The sequence below is a fragment of the Streptosporangium sp. NPDC048886 genome (genome assembly GCF_055586905.1).
The window spans coordinates 59121-78446 of record NZ_JBVJHH010000014.1; the positions used below are offsets into that span (position 1 = coordinate 59121).

Sequence of the window (19326 nt, forward strand, 5' to 3'; positions counted from 1 at the left end):
TCACGCCACGGCGGCGGCCGGTCGGGCCCCGAGAGGCATATCCGGCCGCCCGCCGGGCAGTCGACGGTCCTGCCTGCCGAAGGAGTGTGGATCGTGAGTCTCATCGAGAAGCTCAATCTGCGTGAGATGAAGGCCAGGGCCAAGCGGAAGCTGGGCAGCCGGACGGGCAACCGCCGGTTGGCGGCCGAGGGGCGGACCGAGGAGGCCGAGGCGAAGCTCCTCAAGACCCAGGACGAGATCCTGGACACCGTCGCCGAGATGCGCAGGGAGTACGGCGTCCGCCGCCGCGGCTGACCCGCCGCGGGCCCCCGGACACCGGTGCCCGGCGGATGTACGGCGAGCCGGTCCGTGCGCCGGGGGCGCCCGGCGCGGACCGCTCCTCACACCGCCCCGGTCAGGCCCCGTACGGCCAGCCCCAGGCCGAGCGCGACGACGACGGCGGCGGTGCCGATCGGGGCGAGGGACGACAGGCGGGCCGCCAGGCCGTGCCCCCTCATGGTCATGCCGTCGAGCCGTCCGGCCAGCTTCACCAGGAGCAGGCCGGTGGCGGTGAGTGTGCCCGCCATCCCGGCGCCGTAGGCGAGGACCAGCACGACCCCGAACCAGGTGCGGCCGAGCGCGACCGCCCCGAGCAGGACGACGAGCGCCGAAGGACTGGGCACCAGGCCTCCGGCCACCCCCAGCCCCACCAGCCCGCGCCGCGAACGCCCGGCCCCCTCGCTCCGTCCGGCCCCTTCCCGTCCCAGGAGCGCCACCTGGACACCGTCCCGATCCAGGCGCCCGTGTCCGTCGGCGGAGCGCGTAGGGCCGTGGCCGCGGAGCGGAAGGCCGTTCTCTGGTCCGCGACCGTGGGCAGGGGGACTGCTCCCCGGCCTGTGGCCGTGCCCGTGCCCGTGCCCGTGCCCGTGGCCGTGCCCGAAGTGGGCGAGGGGCCCACCGCTGTGGTGGGCCGGCCAGGCGGACCACAGCAGGCGGGTGCCGATGACGGTGATCAGCAGCCCGGCGGCCAGGCCGAGCCAGCCGAGCACGGACTCCCCGGTGAGGGCGGAGGAGGCGCTCAGCAGCAGGCCGACCACCAGAACGCCCAGCGTGTGGGTGATGGTCACGGTGGCGCCGACGACCATGGCGTCGCGGGGACGTCCCTTCCGCCCGGCCAGGTAGGCGGCCATGACGGTCTTGCCGTGGCCCGGGACCAGGGCGTGGCCGGCGCCGAGGACGGCGGCCAGCAGCACCGCCAGCAGGCCCAGCGGCACGGTCAGCGACCCGGCCCCGATCAGCCCGGTGAAGGCGCGGTCCAGCGCGGCCAGCGCGTCCCCGACCGGCCCGCCGGACACCAGCGGCGGCGCGACCGCGGCCGCGCCGGTCCCGGGCGTGACGCTCAGCTCCGCCGTACGCTGGTCGAGCGGGCTGACCAGCAGGTCGTCCGGGTAGGCCCGCAACTCCCGGCTGACACTCGCGCCGGGGACCGACGAGCGCGCCAGCCGCACCCCTCCTGAGGAGACCGCGGTGATCTCCCTCCAGCCCGTCCGGTCGGCGAGGAACCCGTCGCTGAACCCGACCGTCCCCGGCGTCGCCACAGCGGCGGAGAGCCGGCACGTCAGCCGGCTGGTCTCCAGCCCGCCCTGCCCGGGCCCGTAGTCGAAGGCGGCCTCGGGGACCCGCCACGTCGTCGCGGTCCCGTTCACCGTCAGCCGCTGCGCGGCGGCGAGTTCGGCGCACCGGGCGGTGCCGTACGCCGACCGCTCGGCGTCCGAGACCGTCCCCGACCGGTCGGCGTCCACCTCGGGCCGGGCCTGCAGGGTGGGCAGCTCGGCGCTGTCCACGACCGCCAGGTTCTCCACCCGGTCCGGCGTGACCCGCAGGCCGTTGTAGTGGTTGACGGTGAAGTTGCCCAGGGGGTGCGTGGCCTGGGCGGCGGCGGGGGAGGCGGGCAGGGCGAGCGCCGCGCACACCGCCAGGCCGGACAGGGCCGAGGCGGCCGCCGTCCGGACGGTCTTTCCGGGACTCATGAGAACCTCGCCAGGGCGGGAAGATCGGGGGAGAAGGCGGGGTCGGCGGCCCGGGCCCGGGCCGCCGACCTCCTGGACTCCGCGGCCAGGCCGAGCGAGCGCTCGATCTCGGCGCGGTGGTGGTGGAGCAGCGCGTTGTGCCAGCCGGTGGCGGTGGCCTCGCGCGCGTACGGCAGGGCCTCCCGGTCGCGGCCGTCTCGATGCAGGGCCCAGGCCAGTGCGTCGGCGGCCACCAGGTTGGGGTTGCGGGCGTATTCGGCCTCGGCGTGTTCGACGGCCCGCGCCGGGGAGCCGTGGTCGGCCTCGAACTCGGCCCAGGTCAGGTCGTCCTTGACTCCGGCCTGCTCCATCAGCTCGCGCTGCGCGCGCAGCAGCGCCCACTGCTCCGAGGGGTCTCCGCCCGCCGCGGACAGCACCTCGGCGTACTCGGTGACGTACTGGGCCAGGGGCAGCCGCCCGACCACGGTGCCGTAGAGGCCGGCGGCCTCCGTCAACCGGCCGTCGAGCGCGGCGGCCCTGGCGGTCCCGGCCAGGGCCGGGGTGAAGTCCGGGGCGGCCTCCAGCGCGAGGCGGTACTGCTCGGCGGCGCCGCGGAGGTCGCCGGCGTGCAGGGCCAGCTCGCCCAGGTAGTGGCGGCAGTAGGCCACGTCGGCGGGGGCGAGGGCGTCGTCGAGGGCGTGCTCCAGCATGCGTCGCGCCGTGGCGCGGTCACCCCGCAGATCGGCGGCGTAGGAGGCCCGGGTGAAGGCCGCGACGCCGGGATGCAGCTCCGTCATCCTGTCGATCGCCCGCGTGGCCTCGCTGTACCGGCCGAGCTGGGTGTAGGCGTCGGCCAGCACCGCCTGGGCGTCCTGGCCGTAGGGGTTGGCGGCCTCCGACAGCTTGGCCAGCCGTACGGCCTCGGCGAAGTCGTGGCGGCCGGCGGCGAGCGCGGCCTGGCCGGTCAGGGCGGCGAAATTGCCGGGGCTCAGCGCGGCGGACCTGGCCAGCGCCTGCTCGGCCCGCCGGTAGAAGGACGGGTCGGCGCTGAGGCGTGCCTGCTGGACGTAGGCGGAGCCGAGCTGGGCCCAGGCCCGGTGGTCCTCGGGCAGCCGCTGGAGCCGGGCGGTCAGGGCGTGGACCGTGCTCCCGAGCGAGGTGGCCGAGACCGGGATCTCGGCCGGCCGGGGCGGGGCGGCGGCCGGCGGCGTCCGCCCGCCGGGGATCAGGGCGGCCCCGGCGGTCAGCGCCGCCGCCAGGCCCAGCACGCCCGCGGCGATCAGGGCTTTCGCGGAAGTCTTCATGTTGCTCCCCTCAGGACCGGGTGCGGGACCCGGCAGGACCGGGTCCCGCGCCTTCGGGTCAGCTCGCGTTGACCGACCTGTGGCCGGGCAGCGGGATGTAGGGGAACCGCGTGCCGAACGGCTTGTCGTTCCGGTCGACCTTGTCGCCGGCGGCCAGCGCGCCGACGAGCTCGCCGGTCTGGGCGGCGCCCTCCATCGTCTGGAGAGCGATGTCGATCACGTCGTCCCCGAGGCGGCGGCCGTTCGGGAAGCCCTGCAGGTCGCCGGCGAGCACGCCGAGCCGGTGCGGGTCCGCGCTGGGCGCGATCGCCATGTTCAGCCGCAGCATCTCCGACGGGCGCAGCCTGCCGGCGTCCTTGTTGAGGCTCTGGGAGTTGAGGTCGGCCTTGATCGGGCCGTTGGCCTTGGCGATGCCGGTGAGGAAGATCTCGACCAGGTCCGCCCTGGGGGTCTTCGGCGCCTTGAGGCCGTAGACGGCCTCGATGAGCCTGGGCACCTCGGGGTCGGTGACGCGCTTGACGACGGCTGGGACGTCGGCGTCCTTGTGGGGGCTCAGCGCGTTGAAGGCGTCCTTCAGCCCGGCAGGGACCACGACCTCGTTGACCAGCGGCTGGCCCAGGCGGGAGACCTGGACGTAGCCCTTGGGGCTCCATTTGTCCACGGTGGACCAGACGCCGATGACCGGGTTGCGGCGCGGGTCGCCCCTCAGCGCGACCTCGTTCTTGGGCACCTGCAGGGCCAGGCTGTGCACGTTGTAGCCCTTGAGCGTGTCCTGGCCGACCTCGGACAGGTCGCCGCCGTAGAGCAGGTCGAAGACCCGTAGGTCGGCGAAGAACGCCTCGTCGGCCTGGCCCGCGAAGACCTTGCCGCCGCCGGGCAGATCCCTGATCGACTGGGCGCGCAGCGAACCGTAGTCGGGCATCGAGGCCGGCCCGGTGTTGCTCGGAGCCACCACGCCGTCCGCGACCAGGGTCCGCGTCCCCCTGGCGGTGATCTTCTTGAGCGTGTAGCGCTGCCGGAACAGCAGGTTCTCGTCGTCGAGCGAGGTGATCGGGCCGTTGCCGTACAGGAAGGTGCCCGTGCCGCGCCTGTCCTCGTCGCGGAACCTCCACTGGTAGACGGTGTCGGGCCTGGCGTCGCCATCGCTGTCGATCTTGATGTTGTAGCGCGAGCGGGCGTCGAACCGGTAGAAGTCCGGCCCGCCGTTCGGCTCCTCGAACGGGATGAAGTTGGCCATCAGGGTGACGGTGTCGGGCCTGTCGGGGCTGACGAACGCGTACACGTCGGTGTTGTCGTTGCGGGGGTCACCCGCGATCATGGGCGCCTCGCGGTGCGAGGACGCCACGCCGGTCTCTGCTCTGAGCAGGGCGAGTGAGGAGACGGTCAACGCTCCCGCGACGCCGATGCCGATCAGAGCGCGCCGATTGATTCGGAGCTCCATGTGTCAGTCGGTCCTTTCGGCCGCCGGCCACGGGTGTGACCGGCCTGGTGATGCTGGGGAGGAAAAGGATCCGGCCGGATTCCCCGGTCCTCTATTCGCCGCCGGGCCGCCTCCGGATTGGCGGATTTTCCGAGCAATGAATCATCGGTAAATGAGTGGAAATTTCCAGAATTTAGCCTGGTAGGGCATAGACAGAACTTGTGTCTGTTTCGCTATAGTCCGGGCATTGCGGGGACCTGAGTGGATCGATCCCTTTACTTTTAAAGGCGGGCGAATGGCAACCCTCGATTCAGCCACATCCGTAGTCCGGTCCGCGATCGCCGAGGTGCTCAGCGTGCCCAGCGATCAGGTCAAGCCCAGCGCCACCATCGCCGACCACCAGATCGACAGCCTGGAATGGGTGGAGATCGCCGTCATCATCGAGGAGAAGCTGGGCATCCAGCTCGAACCCGGCGACTTCGCGGGCGCGCGGACCGTCGCCGACATGGCCGGGATCCTGCACGCCGCGCTGGCGGCCCGGTGACGCGCGTCGTCGTCACCGGGCTGGGCGTGAAGAGTCCGGCCGGCAACACCGTCCGGGACGCGTTCGCCACGGTTCTGGCCGGCAAGTCGCTCGCGACCGTGATCCCGGCACTCGCCGAGGAGGAGACGCCGGTGCCGATCGGGTGCCCGCTGGCCCCTTTCGAGCCGCTGGACTACTTCACCGGCCGCGAGCTCAGGACGCTGGACCGCACCTCCCAGATCGGCCTCGCCGCGGCGGCCGACGCCGTCACCGACGCGGGGGGTCTGCCGGCCGAGGGCTGCGGCGTCTACGTGGGCACCGGCGGCGGCGGGTTCGCCGCGCTGGAGAGCCTGATCGTGGGCCACACGCTCGGCCGTGAGAAGGTGCCCGTCCACGCCGTGCCGACGCTGATGTCCAGCTCGACGGCCGCGCGCATCGCCATCCGGTACGGCTGCCGCGGCCCCTGCCTGACCTTCAACACGGCCTGCGCCAGCGGGGCCACGGCGATCGGGGAGGCGCTGCGCGCGATCCGCTCCGGGGTGGTCGGCGCCGCGGTGGCCGGCGGGCTGGACGCGCTGCTGTCCCCGCTGGCCATGTGCGCCTTCGCCCGGGTCGGGGCCCTGTCGGAGCGGATCGGCTCGCCCGCGGAGGCCTGCCGGCCCTTCGACGGGGACCGGGACGGCTTCGTCATGGGAGAGGGCGCCGCCTTCCTCGTCCTGGAGCGCGCCGACCTCGCCGAGGCCCGGGGGGCCCGCGTCTACGGCGAGATCGGCGGCTACGCGGCCAACTGCGACGCCACCCACATCGTGGCGCCGCTCAGGGACGGCACCGTGGCGGCCGACTGCATGCGCGCCGCCCTGCTCGACGCGGGGCTCGCCCCCGAGGACGTCGGCCACGTCAACGCGCACGGCACCTCCACCCCGCACAACGACAGCGCCGAGGCCGTCGCCCTGCGTGGCTGCTTCGGCGACCGTACGCCCCCGGTGACCTCCACCAAGGGCGTGACCGGCCATCTGGTCGGCGGCGCCGGGGCGCTGGAGGCGGTGATCGCGCTGCTGTCGGCCCGGGAGGGCCTCGTCCCCCCGACCGCCAACTTCACCGGCGGTCCCGAGGGCGACCTCATCGACCTCGTCCACGGCGAGCCCCGCCCCGTCCCCGCGGCCCCGGTCCTGTCCAACTCCTTCGGTTTCGGCGGCAGCAACGCCTGCCTGGTGCTCATCCCCGCCTAGATCCCGTTCCGCGGGTCACCGGCCGTTGAGCGGGGCCCGTGCCTGCTGAGCGGTCATCGGCCGTTGAGCGGGGCCCGTGCCCGTCGGACCCCGCTGAGGCTTCGCGCCGTGCGGTCCGGGCTCGGGCCGCGCTCCGCACGAGCGCGTGAGGCGCCCAGGGCCCATGCCGGCCCTCGCCGTGGACCGGTCCGGCCGGGCCCTCCTCCGCCGGGGTGGGTGTGGCGTCCGGCCAGGTCGACCGGGCCGTCCTCGGCCGGGTCGACCTGGTCCTTCTCCGCCAGGTCGGCCGGGCCGCCCTCCGCCGGGGGCGCGGCGCTCGGCGCCCGGTCGACCACGCGGGATTCTCGCGCCGTTCCGCCCCCGAGTCGGGACGGCTGTTCCACCCCGAGTCGGGACGGGTGTCCCGGAGATCCCGCCTAACCCCTCAGCCCCCCGGCGGTCAACTTTGGTTGACATAGGCGGTCGCGTCAACTTATGTTGACACCATCGACTTTCGTCTACGGATCCGGGCGGGACGCCCGGCGTGGGTCCGTGCGCGGTAGATAGGAAGGACGGCGACCGGGGGCCGGTCACGTCAGCTCAGAGGAGATGAAATTGCCCGAGACCGCCTCCTGGCGACTCCTGCTCGCCTACGTCCGCCCGCACAGACGGGCCCTGCTCCTGGGCGGCGTCCTCAGCCTCGTCGGCTCGCTGGCCGGGCTCGCGATGCCGCTGCTGGCGAAGGTGGTCATCGACGCCTTCGGCGAGCAGCGTTCCCTGGTCGGGCCGGTGCTCGGCCTGACGGCCGCCGTGCTCCTGGGTGCGGGCGTCGGCGCGCTCGGCAGATACGTGCTGGAGCGCATGGGTGAGGGCGTCGTGTTCTCCGCCCGGCAGAGCCTGGTGGGGCGGATGCTGCGGTTGCGGGTGTCGGAGGTCGACCGGCTCAAGCCCGGCGACCTGCTATCGCGGGTCACCTCCGACACCACGCTGCTGCGGGCGGTGTTCACCGACGGCGTCGTCGAGATGGTCGGCGCGGTGTTCATGCTCCTGGGTGCCGTGGTGATGATGGCGATCATGGATGGGCTGCTGCTGGTCATCACGCTGGCGGTGCTGGTCCTGGTCGGCTCCCTCGTGGGCCTGGTCATGCCGCGCATCCGGCGGGCCTCGACACAGGCGCAGGTGGCGGTGGGTGAGATGGGCGCGGTGCTCGACCGGGTGCTGCAGGCATTCCGCACGGTCAAGGCCAGCGGCGCCGAGGAGCGCGAGATCGCCACCGTGGGTGAGGCGGCCCGCGAGGCGCGGGACCGGGGCGTCGCGGTCGCCTGGTGGACCTCGATCGCCGGCATCTCCGCCTGGGTCTCCGCGCAGCTCGCCTTCGTGGCCGTGCTCGGCGTGGGCGGGGCGCGGGTCGCCTCCGGCGCGCTGGAGGTGTCCTCGCTGATCGCCTTCCTGCTCTACCTGTTCTACCTGGTCGCCCCGGTGGGGCAGCTGATCCAGGGGTTCACCCAGATGCAGAACGGCCTGGCGGCGGTGAAGCGGATCCGCGAGATCGAGGAGCTGCCGGCCGAGGAGGCCGGCGGCGTGGCGGGGGAGATCGGCGCGGCTCCGGTGGGGGTGACCTTCGAGGAGGTGGCCTTCCGCTACGGCGACGACCGGCCGGTCGTCCACCACGACGTCTCCTTCGCGGTCCCGGCGGGCGGCATGACCGCGCTCGTCGGCCCGTCGGGGGCGGGCAAGTCCACGGTGTTCGCCCTGCTCGAACGGTTCTACGAGCAGCAGGCCGGGACGATCACGGTCGACGGCCGCGACATCGGGCAGTGGCCGCTGCGCGAGCTGCGCGCCTCCCTCGGCTACGTCGAGCAGGACGCGCCGGTGCTGGACGGCACGCTCCGGGAGAACCTGGTCTTCGCCGCGCCGGGCGTGAGCGAGGCCGACATCCGGCGGGTGCTCGCGCTGACCCGGCTGGAGGACCTGGTCGCCCGGCTCCCCGAGGGCCTGGAGACCATGGTCGGTCACCGCGGGATCATGCTCTCCGGCGGTGAGCGGCAGCGGGTGGCCATCGCCCGCGCCCTGCTGCGCCGTCCCCGGCTGCTCCTGCTCGACGAGGCCACCTCCCAACTCGACGCGGTCAACGAGCTACGGCTCCGCGAGGTGATCGCGGAGGTGGCGAAGGAGACGACCGTGCTGGTGATCGCCCACCGCCTGTCCACGGTGACCAGCGCCGACCGGATCGTGGTGATGGAGGCGGGGCGGGTGCGGGCCGTCGGCACCCACCATGAGCTGCTCGACGACGACGATCTCTACCGTGAGCTCGCCGCCACGCAGTTCCTGCTGCCCACGTAGATCCGAGCTCGCGGCCGGTGTCGCCAGCGGCAAATTCTGCGGAACGTAACGTAATGATTCGGACACCCGTCCCGCTGACTGGTTGGCCGTCCAGGAAAGCGGGCATCCCGGCCTGTGCGGAGCTTCTCCTTCGCTCGGGGTGCCTGCCGGGCACCCGCCGTGTCCGGTCTCCGGTCCAGTCCGTGCGGGACGAGGGCCAGGGGAAAGATCGGGTCGGCGACCGGAAAACGGGGCATCCCGGATGTGCTGCCCGGGATGCCCCCCTCTGTTCAGGTTGACCGGTAGCCTCCAGGTGACAAATATGAATACATTCATTCAGTCCTGATGGGGAGGCTCGGTCATGACCGGCAGCCGGATCGTGCGCGCGCCGCGCGGCACCACGCTCACCGCCAAGGGGTGGCCGCAGGAGGCGGCCCTCCGTATGATCCAGAACAACCTGGATCCCGAGGTGGCCGAGCATCCCGAGCAGCTCGTCGTCTACGGCGGATCCGGCAAGGCGGCGCGCGACTGGCGCTCCTTCGACGCGATCACCCGCACCCTGACCACGCTGGAGGGGGACGAGACGCTGCTGGTGCAGTCCGGCCGTCCCGTGGGGGTCTTCCGTACGCACGAGTGGGCGCCGCGGGTGCTCATCGCCAACTCCAACCTCGTGCCCGACTGGGCCAACTGGGAGGAGTTCCGCCGCCTGGAGGCCGCCGGCCTGACCATGTACGGGCAGATGACCGCCGGCTCCTGGATCTACATCGGCACCCAGGGCATCCTGCAGGGGACCTACGAGACCTTCGCGGCCGTCGCCGCCAAGCGGTTCGGCGGATCCCTGGCCGGGACGATCACGCTGACCGCCGGGCTCGGCGGCATGGGTGGCGCCCAGCCGCTCGCCGTCACCATGAACGACGGCGTGGTGATCTGCGTCGACTGCGACCCCAGGTCGATCGACCGGCGTATCGAGCACCGCTACCTGGACGTGCGGGCCAAGGACCTCGACGAGGCGCTGCGCCTGGCCTACGAGGCCCGCGACCAGCGCAGGCCGCTGAGCATCGGCGTCGAGGCCAACGCGGCCGAGGCCGTGCCCGAGCTGCTCCGCCGGGGCGCCGAGATCGACATCGTCACCGACCAGACGTCGGCGCACGACCCGCTGATGTACCTGCCGATCGGCGTGGCCTTCGAGGACATGGCCGCCGAGCGGGAGAAGGACCCGGCCGGGTTCACCCGCAAGGCGCGTGAGGCCATGGCCAAGCACGTCGAGGCCATGGTCGGCTTCCAGGACGCGGGCGCCGAGGTCTTCGACTACGGCAACTCGATCCGCGGCGAGGCGCAACTGGCCGGCTACACCCGCGCCTTCGACTTCCCCGGCTTCGTGCCGGCCTACATCCGGCCGCTGTTCTGCGAGGGCAAGGGCCCCTTCCGCTGGGCGGCGCTGTCCGGCTCCGCCGCCGACATCGCCAAGACCGACCAGGCGATCCTGGAGCTGTTCCCGGACAACGAGCCGCTGGCCCGGTGGATCCGGATGGCCCGGGAGCGGGTCCACTTCCAGGGCCTGCCCGCCCGGATCTGCTGGCTCGGCTACGGCGAGCGCCACCTGGCCGGCGAGCGGTTCAACGACATGGTTGCCTCCGGCGAGATCGAGGCCCCGCTGGTGATCGGCCGGGACCACCTCGACTGCGGTTCGGTCGCCTCCCCCTACCGGGAGACCGAGGGGATGGCCGACGGCTCCGACGCGATCGCCGACTGGCCGCTGCTGAACGCCATGCTCAACGTGGCCTCCGGCGCCGCGTGGGTCTCCATCCACCACGGCGGGGGCGTCGGCATCGGCCGCTCCATCCACGCCGGCCAGGTCACCGTCGCCGACGGCACCAAGCTCAGCGCCGAGAAGCTCAACAGGGTCCTCACCAACGACCCGGGCATGGGCGTGATCCGCCACGTCGACGCGGGCTACGACGGGGCCGTCGAGGTGGCGCGAGAGCGCGGCGTCCGCGTCCCGATGCAGGAGTCCTGAAAGGCCTGATGCGGGAGTTGCGGAGGGTCTGATGCGGGAGTCCCGAAGGGCCTGACGTGGGAGTTGGGGAGGGTCTGACGCGGGAGTCCCGAAAGGCCTGACGTGAGGGTTGCGGAGGGCCTGACGCGGGAGTCGCGGAAGGCCCGACGCGGGTCCTGAAGGCCCTGACGTGGGTCTCTACGGGCTCCGGCGGGCGGGTCCCGGAACGGGCCGTCTCCCGCCCGTCCCGGCGCGCCGGCGGCCAGGTGCGCCGCAGGCGGGGCGGGCGGGAGACGGGCGGGAGACAGGTGGGAATTCCCGCCGACGATCGGGCGGTTGGAGGTGACGTGGGGGACGCACTCGATCGACTTCTGGAGGGCCGGCGGCTGTCGCCTGTGCAGCGGCGGATCGCGCGCTACCTCGACGACCACCTGGCCGAGGCCATCTTCCTGTCCAGCGTGGAGCTGGCCGAGCGGGCCGGGGTGAGTCAGCCATCGGTGACCAGGTTCGCCATGGTGCTCGGTTTCGCGGGATACCCCGAGCTCAGGCAGGCGCTGCGGCCCTTCGTCATGGGCGAGCGGAGCCCGTCGCGGGCCAACGACCTGCAGACCGCGATCGACGTGGAGATCGAGAATCTGCGGAGGGTCCGAGAGGGGCTGAACGACCCGTCGTCCATCGCGGAGCTGGGCGCCGCTCTGGCCGGGTGCGAGCCGCTGCCGGTGCTCGGGCTGCGGGTGTCGAGCGGGCTGGCCACCACCTTCGCCTACTTCGCCCGCCGGATCCACCCCGACGTCCGGCTGCTGACCCACGGCGGCTCCGAGCTGGCCGACGGCCTGCACGCCGCACGGCGGGCGGGGGCGGGCTGGCTGGTCGCGGTGGTGCTGCCCCGATATCCGGCCGAGGCCGTACAGGCCCTCGCCGGCGCCAGGGAGCTGGGCCTGCGGACGGCGGTGATCACCGACCGGCCGGACGTGCCGTTCGAGGCCGAGGTGATCCTGGACGCCCCGGTCGGCGAGCGGCTGGTGTTCGACTCGCACGCGGCGCCGCTCGCCCTGGCCATGGTGCTGGTGGAGGCCATGGCGGACGCGGCGCCGCTGCGGACGCAGGCCCGGCTGGAGGAGTACGAACGGATGACCGACCAGGCCGGGGTCTTCGTCGACCGGCCGGACACGCCGGCCGGCTAGTCGCCTAGCCGGCGAGCTTGCGCAGCGAGCGGACCGACCAGGTCAGCGCGAGCGCGCCGAGCACGAGGAAGACGCCGAAGGCCACCGGGACCGTGCCGTCGGACAGGTCGCCGGCGAACAGGGAGCGGCCCGCCTCGACCGAGTAGTAGAGCGGGTTGAACCTGGCGGCCGTCTGCAGCCACTCCGGCCCGAGCGAGACCGGCAGCATCATTCCGGCGAGCAGGGTCAGCGGCAGCGCGAAGAACTGGACGAGCTGCGACATGCCGTTCTCGTCGCGGATCGCCAGCGCCAGGCCGTAGGAGAGGCTGGCGGCGAACAGGCCGGTCGCGGCCATGAGCAGCAGCATCAGGCCCAGGGCCGGCAGCGGCAGCCGCAGGCCCATCAGCACGGCCACCCCCATCACCAGGAGCGCCTGCAGGACGAGGACGAGCATGTCCTTCAGCACGCGGCCGAGGATGATCGCCGGACGCCAGGCCTGGCTGACCGCGAGCCGCTCCAGCACCCCGTTGCGGGTCTCGTTGATCATGCTGAAGCCGGTGAACAGCGAGCCGAACAGGGCGATCATCATCATCGCGCCGGGCGTGAAGACCCTCAGCGCGTCGACCAGCGTCCCGCCCGGGACCATCCCGGTCAGCAACGGGGCGAACAGCAGCAGATAGAGCACGGGTTGCAGGATGCCGAACAGCGGCCAGACCGGGTTGCGGCGGACGTTGCCGAGCTCGTAGCCGAAGAACAGCATGGTGTGTCGGAACATGGGGGGTCCTAACGGGGTCAGGCGGCGTCGCGGAGGGAGCGGCCGGTGTGCCGCAGGAAGACGTCGTCGAGCGTGGCCCGGTCGAGGGAGATCGACCGGATCGCCAGGCCGCCGCTCTCCAGGGCGCGGAGCAGGGCGGGCAGGTTGTGCTCGCCGTCGTCGAGGTAGGCGCGCAGGCAGTCGTCCTCCGGCCGGGTCTCCTTGATGTAGGGCTGGGCGTTCAGGAGCTCCCCGGCGGCGGCCAGGTCGTCGAGCCTGAGCGTGACGACGTCGCCCGCCACCTCCTGCTTGAGCTTGTCGGGGGTGCCCTCGGCGACGATCAGGCCGTGGTCGACGATGACCAGCCGGTCGCAGAGCGCGTCGGCCTCGTCCAGGTAGTGGGTGGTCAGCAGCACGCTGGTGCCCTGGTCGCGCAGGCTGCGGACCTCGTCCCACAGGTTGGCGCGGTTCTGCGGGTCCAGGCCGGTGGTGGGCTCGTCCAGGAAGACCAGCGGCGGCCGGTTCACCAGGCCGATGGCCAGCGCGAAGCGCCGCTTCTGCCCGCCGGACAGCGACCTCACCGGGCGGTCGGCGATCTCGGTGAGGCTGAAGGTCTCCAGCAGCTCGTCGGCGCGGGTGTGCGCCTGGCTCCGGGAGAGCCCGGACAGGCGCGCCGACAGCAGCAGGCTCTCCCGGCCGGGGGCGTTGTCGTCCACGCCGCCGGCCTGGCTGACGTAGCCGATCCGCTCCCTGACCTTCGCGGCCTCCTTCACCACGTCGTGCCCGGCCACCCGGGCGGTGCCGGCGGTGGGGGCGGTGAAGGTGGCCAGCATCCGGACGGTGGTGGTCTTGCCCGCGCCGTTCGGGCCGAGGACGGCGAAGATCTCGCCCTCGCCGACGCTCAGGTCGATGCCCCGGACGGCCTCGACCTCCTCTGTCCTGCCTCGTCCGCGTCTGGCGGTGAAGGTCTTGCACAGACCGTGCGCTTCGATGATCATTTTTCTCCGTCCCAGGAGTGGGGGGTGGGGCCGGAGAGCCGCGGTCCCCGGCAGGGGGCGGAGCGGTGGTCTCCGGCAGGGGTGAGGAAGGAGCGGTGGCCTCCGGCGGGGGCAAGGAAGAGGATGGACCCTCTGGCAGGGGGAGGCTCAACCGGTTTTCCAGGGCCCGGCGGCTCTCCGGGGGCGGGCACCCCTCAGGGGAGCTCGCCGTTCTTGACCTTCTCGGCGGCTTCGCCGACCCACTCCAACTGGGCCTTGAGCTGGAGGATGTTGAGCCGCAGGCATTCGTCGATGTGCCGGGGGGCGCCGTAGGCCTGCTTGCCGCCGATGGCGCGCTCGGTCATCCCGATGGAGAACTGGAGCTGGGCGGCCCTGGCCTCCATCGCCGAGGCCAGCTCGGCGGGCGAGAGCCGGTCCATGAAGGTGATCGCCACCTGGAACGGGTCCACGATCGGCTTGATCTCCCACCAGTGGCTGAGCAGGTGACGTCCGAACTCGGCCCGGCCGACGTCGGTGATCGCGTAGAGGGTCTTGCCACCTTTGCCTTCCTCCATCCGCTTCAGCAGGCCCTCGTCGGCCATCTTGCCCAGCCCGTGGTAGATCGAGCCGTAGGCCACGTTGGCCCAGTGCTGGGTGCCCATGAGTTCGAGGCGGCGCCGTACCTCGTAGCCGTGGAGCGGGCCGTCGAGCAGCACGCCGAGAAGTAGAACACGGGTGGAAGACATGTGCAAATTTTTATTAAAATTTGTATATGGTGTCAACCATGCGAGAGATCAGACGTGACGACGACGGCGCCCTGCTGGGCTTCCTGCGGCCGGTGGACGGCGGATGGGAGCCGCTGACCGTGTTCGGCTACCCGCTGGGAGGGCCGCGCCCCGAGGGGGAGGCCGCCGAGGAGGTCCACCGGTCGGGGCTGGAGGTGCTGATGCGGCCGTGGGAGTTCCTGGAGGACGGCGAGTGGTACGGCTGCGTGATCCTGGAGGCCGCCGCCGACGAGATCAGGATCCGCCCGCACGACCATCGCTACCCCCACGACGTCTACGCCCTGACGCTGGAGCGCCCCGGACCCGCCACGTTCCGCCCACGGTGACCGGGGGCGACCGGAGTAAGGTGACCTGCATGTCTGCACGACCGACCGCGCTGGTCACCGGAGCCTCCCGAGGGGTCGGGGCCGCCGTCGCGCACGCCCTGGCCCCCACCCACGACCTGCTGCTCGGCGGCCGCGACGTCGACGCGCTGGCCAAGGTGTGCGCGGGCCTGCCGCACGCGCGGCCCTGGCCGGTGGAGCTCACCGCCGTCACCGAGGCCGACGTCGCCGGGATCGACCGGCTCGACGTCCTCGTGCACAGTGCCGGGGTGGTGACGCTGGGGCGGATCGCCGAGACCCCCGCCGAGGTCTGGCGGCGGACGATGGAGATCAACGTGGTCGCGGTGGCCGAGCTGACCCGGCTGCTGCTGCCCGCGCTGCGCGCGGCCGGCGGGCATGTGGTGGCGGTCAACTCGGGGGCGGGGCAGCGGGCCAACCCGAACTGGGGGTCCTACGCGGCCAGCAAGTTCGCGCTGCGGGCCTTCGCCGACGCGCTCCGGCTGGAGGAGCCCGGCCTCAGGGTGACCACGGTCTATCCGGGGCGGGTCGACACCGACATGCAGCGCGGCGTGCGGGCCCAGGAGAACGGGACCTACGAGCCGGAGAAATACCTGGCCCCCGAGTCGGTGGCCCGGGCGGTGGCGGCGGCCGTGACGGCCTCTCCCGACGCCCACGTCACCGAGATCACCGTCCGCCCGACGGCCGGGCCCGCGAACTGAGCACCGGGCCCGGGCCCGGGCGCCGGAGGGGCGCGGGGCCGCGCTCCGGAGCGGATCCCGGCCCTGAGGCGGGGCCGTGTCCCGGAGCGGGGCGGGGTCCGCGCGCCGAAAGGGGCGCGGGTTCGCCAATGAATGACCCCATTCACAATAATGGAGGGGTGTTCGACGAGATGTGGGGTGCCATCGCGCACCTCGGACGTGACGGCCGGACCCGGGGCTACCTGCGCGACGCGTGGTCGCCCGCCGATCTGGAGCTCCGCCAGTGGTTCCGCCAGGAGGCCGCCGGAAGGGGCCTCGACCTGCGAGAAGACCGAAACGGCAACCTGTGGGCCTGGTGGGGTGACCCGTCGGGCAGGCCGGGTGTCGTCACGGGCAGCCACCTCGACTCGGTGCGGCAGGGCGGCGCCTTCGACGGCCCCCTCGGCGTCGTGTCCGCCTTCGCCGCCCTCGACGCCCTGCGGGCCAGGGGGTTCGAGCCCGCCCGCCCGCTGGGGGTGGCCTGTTTCACCGACGAGGAGGGCGCCAGGTTCGGCGTCCCCTGCATGGGCTCCCGGCTGCTCACCGGCGCGCTCGACCCCGACCGGGCCCGCGGCCTGACCGACGACGGGGGCGACTCGATGGCCGAGGTGTTGCGCCGGGCCGGACGAGACCCCGGCGAGCTGGGCCGCGACGACGAGACCCTCGGGCACGTCGGCGTCTTCGTGGAGCTCCACGTCGAGCAGGGCCAGGCGCTGGTCCACCGGGACGCCCCGGTCGGCGTGGCCGCCGCCATCTGGCCGCACGGCCGCTGGCGGTTCGACTTCCGCGGCCAGGCCAACCACGCCGGCACCACCCGGCTGGAGGACCGCGACGACCCGATGCTGCCCTTCGCCCGGACCGTGCTGCGCGCCCGCGAAGCCGCCGAGCGGGGCGGTGTGGTGGCCACCTTCGGCAAGCTCCGCGTGTCGCCCAACAACGCCAACGCCGTCCCCGGGCTGGTCAGCGCCTGGCTGGACGCCCGGGGCGGTGACGAGGACGCGGTCCGGGCGCTGGTCGCCGAGCTGAGCGAGTTCTCCGGGGCCGAGGTCAGCGCCGAATCGTGGACCCCCGTCGTCGACTTCGACGTGGTCCTGAGGGAGCGGATCGCCGCCGTCCTGGGGGGTGTGCCCGTCCTGCCGACCGGGGCCGGTCACGACGCCGGGATCCTGGCGTCCGCGGGCGTGCCCAGCGCGATGGTGTTCGTACGCAATCCAACGGGAATCTCACACTCCCCTGAGGAACACGCCGAGATGTCTGACTGCCACGCGGGGGTCGCCGCCCTCGCCACCGCCCTGGAGGAGCTGTGCCGGAGCTGAACTACTGGTGCGAGCTGGCCTGGCTGCCGCCCGGCGAGGTCGTCGCGGGGGTGCTTGTCCGGATCTCGGGCTCCCGCATCGAGGAGATCACACCGGGCATGGCCGACCCTCCCGCGGGGGCCGTCCGGCTCGACGGGCTGACCGTCCCCGGGCTGGCCAACGCGCACTCCCACGCCTTCCACCGGGCCCTGCGCGGGGTGACGCAGCGGGAGAAGGGCAGCTTCTGGACCTGGCGCGAGCAGATGTACGGCGTGGCCGCGACGCTGGACCCCGACTCCTATCTCAGGCTGGCCAGGGCCACCTTCGCCGAGATGGCGCTGGCCGGGATCACCGGTGTCGGGGAGTTCCACTACCTGCACCACGGCCCCGGGGGCAGGCCGTACGACGATCCGAACGTCATGGGGCACGCGCTCGTCCAGGCCGCGCGGGAGGCCGGGCTGCGCATCGCGCTGCTGGACACCTGCTATCTGAGCGGCGGCTTCGGCACCCCGCTGACCGGCACCCAGCTCCGCTTCGGCGACGGCGACGCCGACGACTGGGCCGCGCGGGTCGAGGCCCTCGCCGGCGCCTACCGGGGCGCGGAGGACGTGGAGGTCGGCGTGGCCGTCCACTCGGTCCGCGCGGTCCCCGCCGAGCAGATGCCGACGGTGAGCAGGTTCTCCCACCACCACGCGCTCCCGATGCACGTCCACGTCTCCGAGCAGCGCGCCGAGAACGCCGCCTGCGTGGAGATGTACGCCGCCAGCCCGGTCCAGGTGCTGACCGAGCACGGCGTGCTCGGCCCCCGCTCCACCGCCGTGCACGCCACCCACGTGTCCGATGTGGACATCGCGCTGCTCGGCCAGTCGGGCACCCACGTCTGCATGTGCCCGACGACCGAGCGCGACCTGGCCGACGGCATCGGCCCGGCCAGGCTGATGTTCGAGGCGGGCTCGCCGATCACACTCGGCTCCGACAGCCACGCGGTCATCGACCTGTTCGAGGAGGCCCGCGCGGTCGAGCTGGACGAGCGGCTGGCCAGCGAGCAGCGCGGTCACTGGACGGCCGCCGAGCTGCTCCAGGCCGCCACCGCCGCCGGACACGCCTCGCTGGGCTTCCCCGACGCGGGCACGCTCGTGCCGGGCGCGTGGGCCGACCTGGTGTCGGTGCGCCTCGACTCGGTCCGTACGGCGGGCGCCTCGCACAACGGCGCCTCGGAGACGGTGGTCTTCGCCGCGACGGCCGCCGACGTGCACTCGGTGATCTCGGGCGGCCGCCGGGTGGTCGCCGAGGGCCGGCACGTCCTCGGCGACGTGGGCGCGCTGCTCGGCGCGGCGGTCGCCGAGGCGCGGGGGGAGAGCGCATGAGCGTCCTTTTTGACCGGATCGGCCTGCTCTACACCGGTGACCCGGCGCGGGAGGAGATCGAGGACGCCGCCATCGTGGTCGAGGGCGGCACGGTGGTGTGGACCGGAGCCGCCGGCACGGACCCCGGCGCCGACGAGCGCGTGGACGTGGGCGGGCGCTGTGTGATCCCGGGCTTCGTCGACAGCCACGCCCACCTGGTCTTCGCCGGGGACCGCACGGCGGAGTTCACCGCCCGCATGTCGGGGGAGCGCTACAGCGCCGGCGGCATCCGGACCACCGTCGCGGCCACCCGCGCGGCCGACGACGCAGCCCTCGCCGGGCGGACGGCCGCGCTGGTCGCCGAGATGCTCGCCCAGGGGACCACCACGGTCGAGATCAAGAGCGGCTACGGCCTCACGGTCGAGGACGAGCGCCGCTCCCTGGAGATCGCCCGCAGGTTCACCGGGGAGACCACCTATCTGGGCGCGCACGTCGTGCCTCCGGACGCCTCCTCCGCCGACGACTACGTCCGCACGGTCACCGGGGAGATGCTGCGGGCCTGCGCGCCGTACGCCAGGTGGGTCGACGTGTTCTGCGAGCGCGGCGCGTTCGACGCCGACCAGAGCAGGGAGATCCTGCTCGCCGGGGTCAAGGCCGGGCTGCTGCCCCGGGTCCACGCCAACCAGCTCGGGGAGGGCCCCGGCGCGCGGATCGCCGCGGAGGTGGGCGCCGCCTCGGCCGACCACTGCACCCACCTGACCGACGAGGACGTCTCGGCGCTGTCCTCGGCCGGGGTGGTGGCCACCCTGCTGCCCGGCGCGGAGTTCTCCACCCGCTCGCCCTACCCGGACGCGCGCCGCCTGCTGGCGGCCGGGGTGACCGTCGCGCTGGCCACCGACTGCAATCCCGGGTCCTCCTTCACCTCCTCCATGCCGTTCTGCGTGGCGCTGGCCGTCCGGGAGATGCGGATGACGCCGCTGGAGGCGGTCCGGGCCGCCACGTACGGCGGAGCCAGGGCGCTGCGCCGCGACGACGTCGGCACGCTGCGGGTGGGGGCCCGCGGCGATCTGGTGATCCTGGACGCCCCGTCCTACGTCCATCTGGCCTACCGCCCGGGGGTACCACTGGTGGCGCAGGTCTGGAAGGAGGGACGCCGCCTGGTTTGAAGCCGGTCCGCGGGGGCAG

Annotated in this window: 17 protein-coding genes; 11 read left to right on the forward strand and 6 right to left on the reverse strand. The window is 73.1% G+C overall.

The features are described 5' to 3' along the window. Positions 1 to 93: 93 nt before the first annotated feature. Complete coding sequence (locus tag ACZ6R6_RS19040; RefSeq protein WP_451928029.1) at positions 94 to 294, forward strand: hypothetical protein; 201 nt, start codon at positions 94 to 96, stop codon at positions 292 to 294. An 86-nt stretch (positions 295 to 380) separates the two neighbouring features. Here the strand turns inward: ACZ6R6_RS19040 and ACZ6R6_RS19045 are convergent, their stop codons facing one another. Genes ACZ6R6_RS19045 through ACZ6R6_RS19055 form a run of 3 tightly spaced genes read right to left on the reverse strand, consistent with a single transcriptional unit; the run spans position 381 to position 4733 of the window. Continuing rightward, entirely contained in the window at positions 381 to 2009 is a 1629-nt protein-coding gene (locus tag ACZ6R6_RS19045; RefSeq protein WP_470094989.1) for a High-affinity nickel-transporter, read from the reverse strand. Further along, complete coding sequence (locus tag ACZ6R6_RS19050; protein WP_470094991.1) at positions 2006 to 3292, reverse strand: tetratricopeptide repeat protein; 1287 nt, start codon at positions 3290 to 3292, stop codon at positions 2006 to 2008. The genes ACZ6R6_RS19045 and ACZ6R6_RS19050 overlap by 4 nt, the downstream gene beginning before the upstream one ends. A 58-nt stretch (positions 3293 to 3350) precedes the next feature. Then, positions 3351 to 4733, reverse strand: coding sequence for a DUF4331 domain-containing protein (locus ACZ6R6_RS19055; RefSeq protein WP_470094993.1), 1383 nt, complete (start codon positions 4731 to 4733; stop codon positions 3351 to 3353). 274 nt (positions 4734 to 5007) lie between these two features. Between ACZ6R6_RS19055 and ACZ6R6_RS19060 the strand changes: the two genes are divergently transcribed. From ACZ6R6_RS19060 to ACZ6R6_RS19080, 5 genes are all read left to right on the forward strand, one after another. Continuing rightward, positions 5008 to 5256, forward strand: coding sequence for an acyl carrier protein (locus ACZ6R6_RS19060; RefSeq protein WP_306856539.1), 249 nt, complete (start codon positions 5008 to 5010; stop codon positions 5254 to 5256). Further along, positions 5253 to 6464 (forward strand): beta-ketoacyl-[acyl-carrier-protein] synthase family protein, encoded by a 1212-nt coding sequence (locus ACZ6R6_RS19065; RefSeq protein ID WP_470094995.1) that lies wholly within the window; start codon positions 5253 to 5255, stop codon positions 6462 to 6464. Before ACZ6R6_RS19060 ends, ACZ6R6_RS19065 begins: the two co-directional genes overlap by 4 nt. Positions 6465 to 7052: 588 nt before the next feature. Further along, on the forward strand, positions 7053 to 8786 hold the full coding sequence (locus ACZ6R6_RS19070) for an ABC transporter ATP-binding protein (protein WP_470094997.1): 1734 nt from the start codon (positions 7053 to 7055) through the stop codon (positions 8784 to 8786). 340 nt (positions 8787 to 9126) lie between these two features. Further along, positions 9127 to 10782: a urocanate hydratase gene (gene hutU, locus ACZ6R6_RS19075; RefSeq protein ID WP_470094999.1), complete on the forward strand. Its 1656-nt coding sequence runs from the start codon at positions 9127 to 9129 to the stop codon at positions 10780 to 10782. Between the two features lie 326 nt (positions 10783 to 11108). Beyond that, a complete protein-coding gene (locus tag ACZ6R6_RS19080; protein WP_470095001.1) occupies positions 11109 to 11945 on the forward strand; it encodes a MurR/RpiR family transcriptional regulator in 837 nt (278 codons plus the stop codon). A gap of 4 nt (positions 11946 to 11949) precedes the next feature. Here ACZ6R6_RS19080 and ACZ6R6_RS19085 read toward each other — a convergent pair whose 3' ends face one another. The 3 genes from ACZ6R6_RS19085 to ACZ6R6_RS19095 all read right to left on the reverse strand — a co-directional run bounded on the left by ACZ6R6_RS19085 (position 11950) and on the right by ACZ6R6_RS19095 (position 14401). Next, on the reverse strand, positions 11950 to 12699 hold the full coding sequence (locus ACZ6R6_RS19085; protein ID WP_470095003.1) for an ABC transporter permease: 750 nt from the start codon (positions 12697 to 12699) through the stop codon (positions 11950 to 11952). A 17-nt stretch (positions 12700 to 12716) separates the two neighbouring features. After that, entirely contained in the window at positions 12717 to 13676 is a 960-nt protein-coding gene (locus ACZ6R6_RS19090; RefSeq protein WP_470095004.1) for an ATP-binding cassette domain-containing protein, read from the reverse strand. Between the two features lie 194 nt (positions 13677 to 13870). Further along, entirely contained in the window at positions 13871 to 14401 is a 531-nt protein-coding gene (locus ACZ6R6_RS19095) for a PadR family transcriptional regulator (protein WP_470095006.1), read from the reverse strand. Between the two features lie 38 nt (positions 14402 to 14439). On the opposite strand from ACZ6R6_RS19095, the gene ACZ6R6_RS19100 reads away from it, so the two are divergent. The 5 genes from ACZ6R6_RS19100 to hutI all read left to right on the forward strand — a co-directional run bounded on the left by ACZ6R6_RS19100 (position 14440) and on the right by hutI (position 19307). Then, positions 14440 to 14766: a hypothetical protein gene (locus tag ACZ6R6_RS19100; protein WP_470095007.1), complete on the forward strand. Its 327-nt coding sequence runs from the start codon at positions 14440 to 14442 to the stop codon at positions 14764 to 14766. Between the two features lie 29 nt (positions 14767 to 14795). Then, positions 14796 to 15482, forward strand: coding sequence for an SDR family oxidoreductase (locus tag ACZ6R6_RS19105; RefSeq protein WP_470095008.1), 687 nt, complete (start codon positions 14796 to 14798; stop codon positions 15480 to 15482). A 170-nt stretch (positions 15483 to 15652) separates the two neighbouring features. After that, the gene (locus ACZ6R6_RS19110; RefSeq protein ID WP_470095227.1) at positions 15653 to 16816 is read left to right on the forward strand and encodes an allantoate amidohydrolase; all 1164 of its coding nucleotides are present in this window, start codon (positions 15653 to 15655) and stop codon (positions 16814 to 16816) included. Continuing rightward, positions 16804 to 18162 (forward strand): formimidoylglutamate deiminase, encoded by a 1359-nt coding sequence (locus tag ACZ6R6_RS19115; RefSeq protein WP_470095009.1) that lies wholly within the window; start codon positions 16804 to 16806, stop codon positions 18160 to 18162. The genes ACZ6R6_RS19110 and ACZ6R6_RS19115 overlap by 13 nt, the downstream gene beginning before the upstream one ends. Then, positions 18159 to 19307: an imidazolonepropionase gene (hutI, locus tag ACZ6R6_RS19120; RefSeq protein ID WP_470095010.1), complete on the forward strand. Its 1149-nt coding sequence runs from the start codon at positions 18159 to 18161 to the stop codon at positions 19305 to 19307. The genes ACZ6R6_RS19115 and hutI overlap by 4 nt, the downstream gene beginning before the upstream one ends. Positions 19308 to 19326 lie beyond the last annotated feature (19 nt).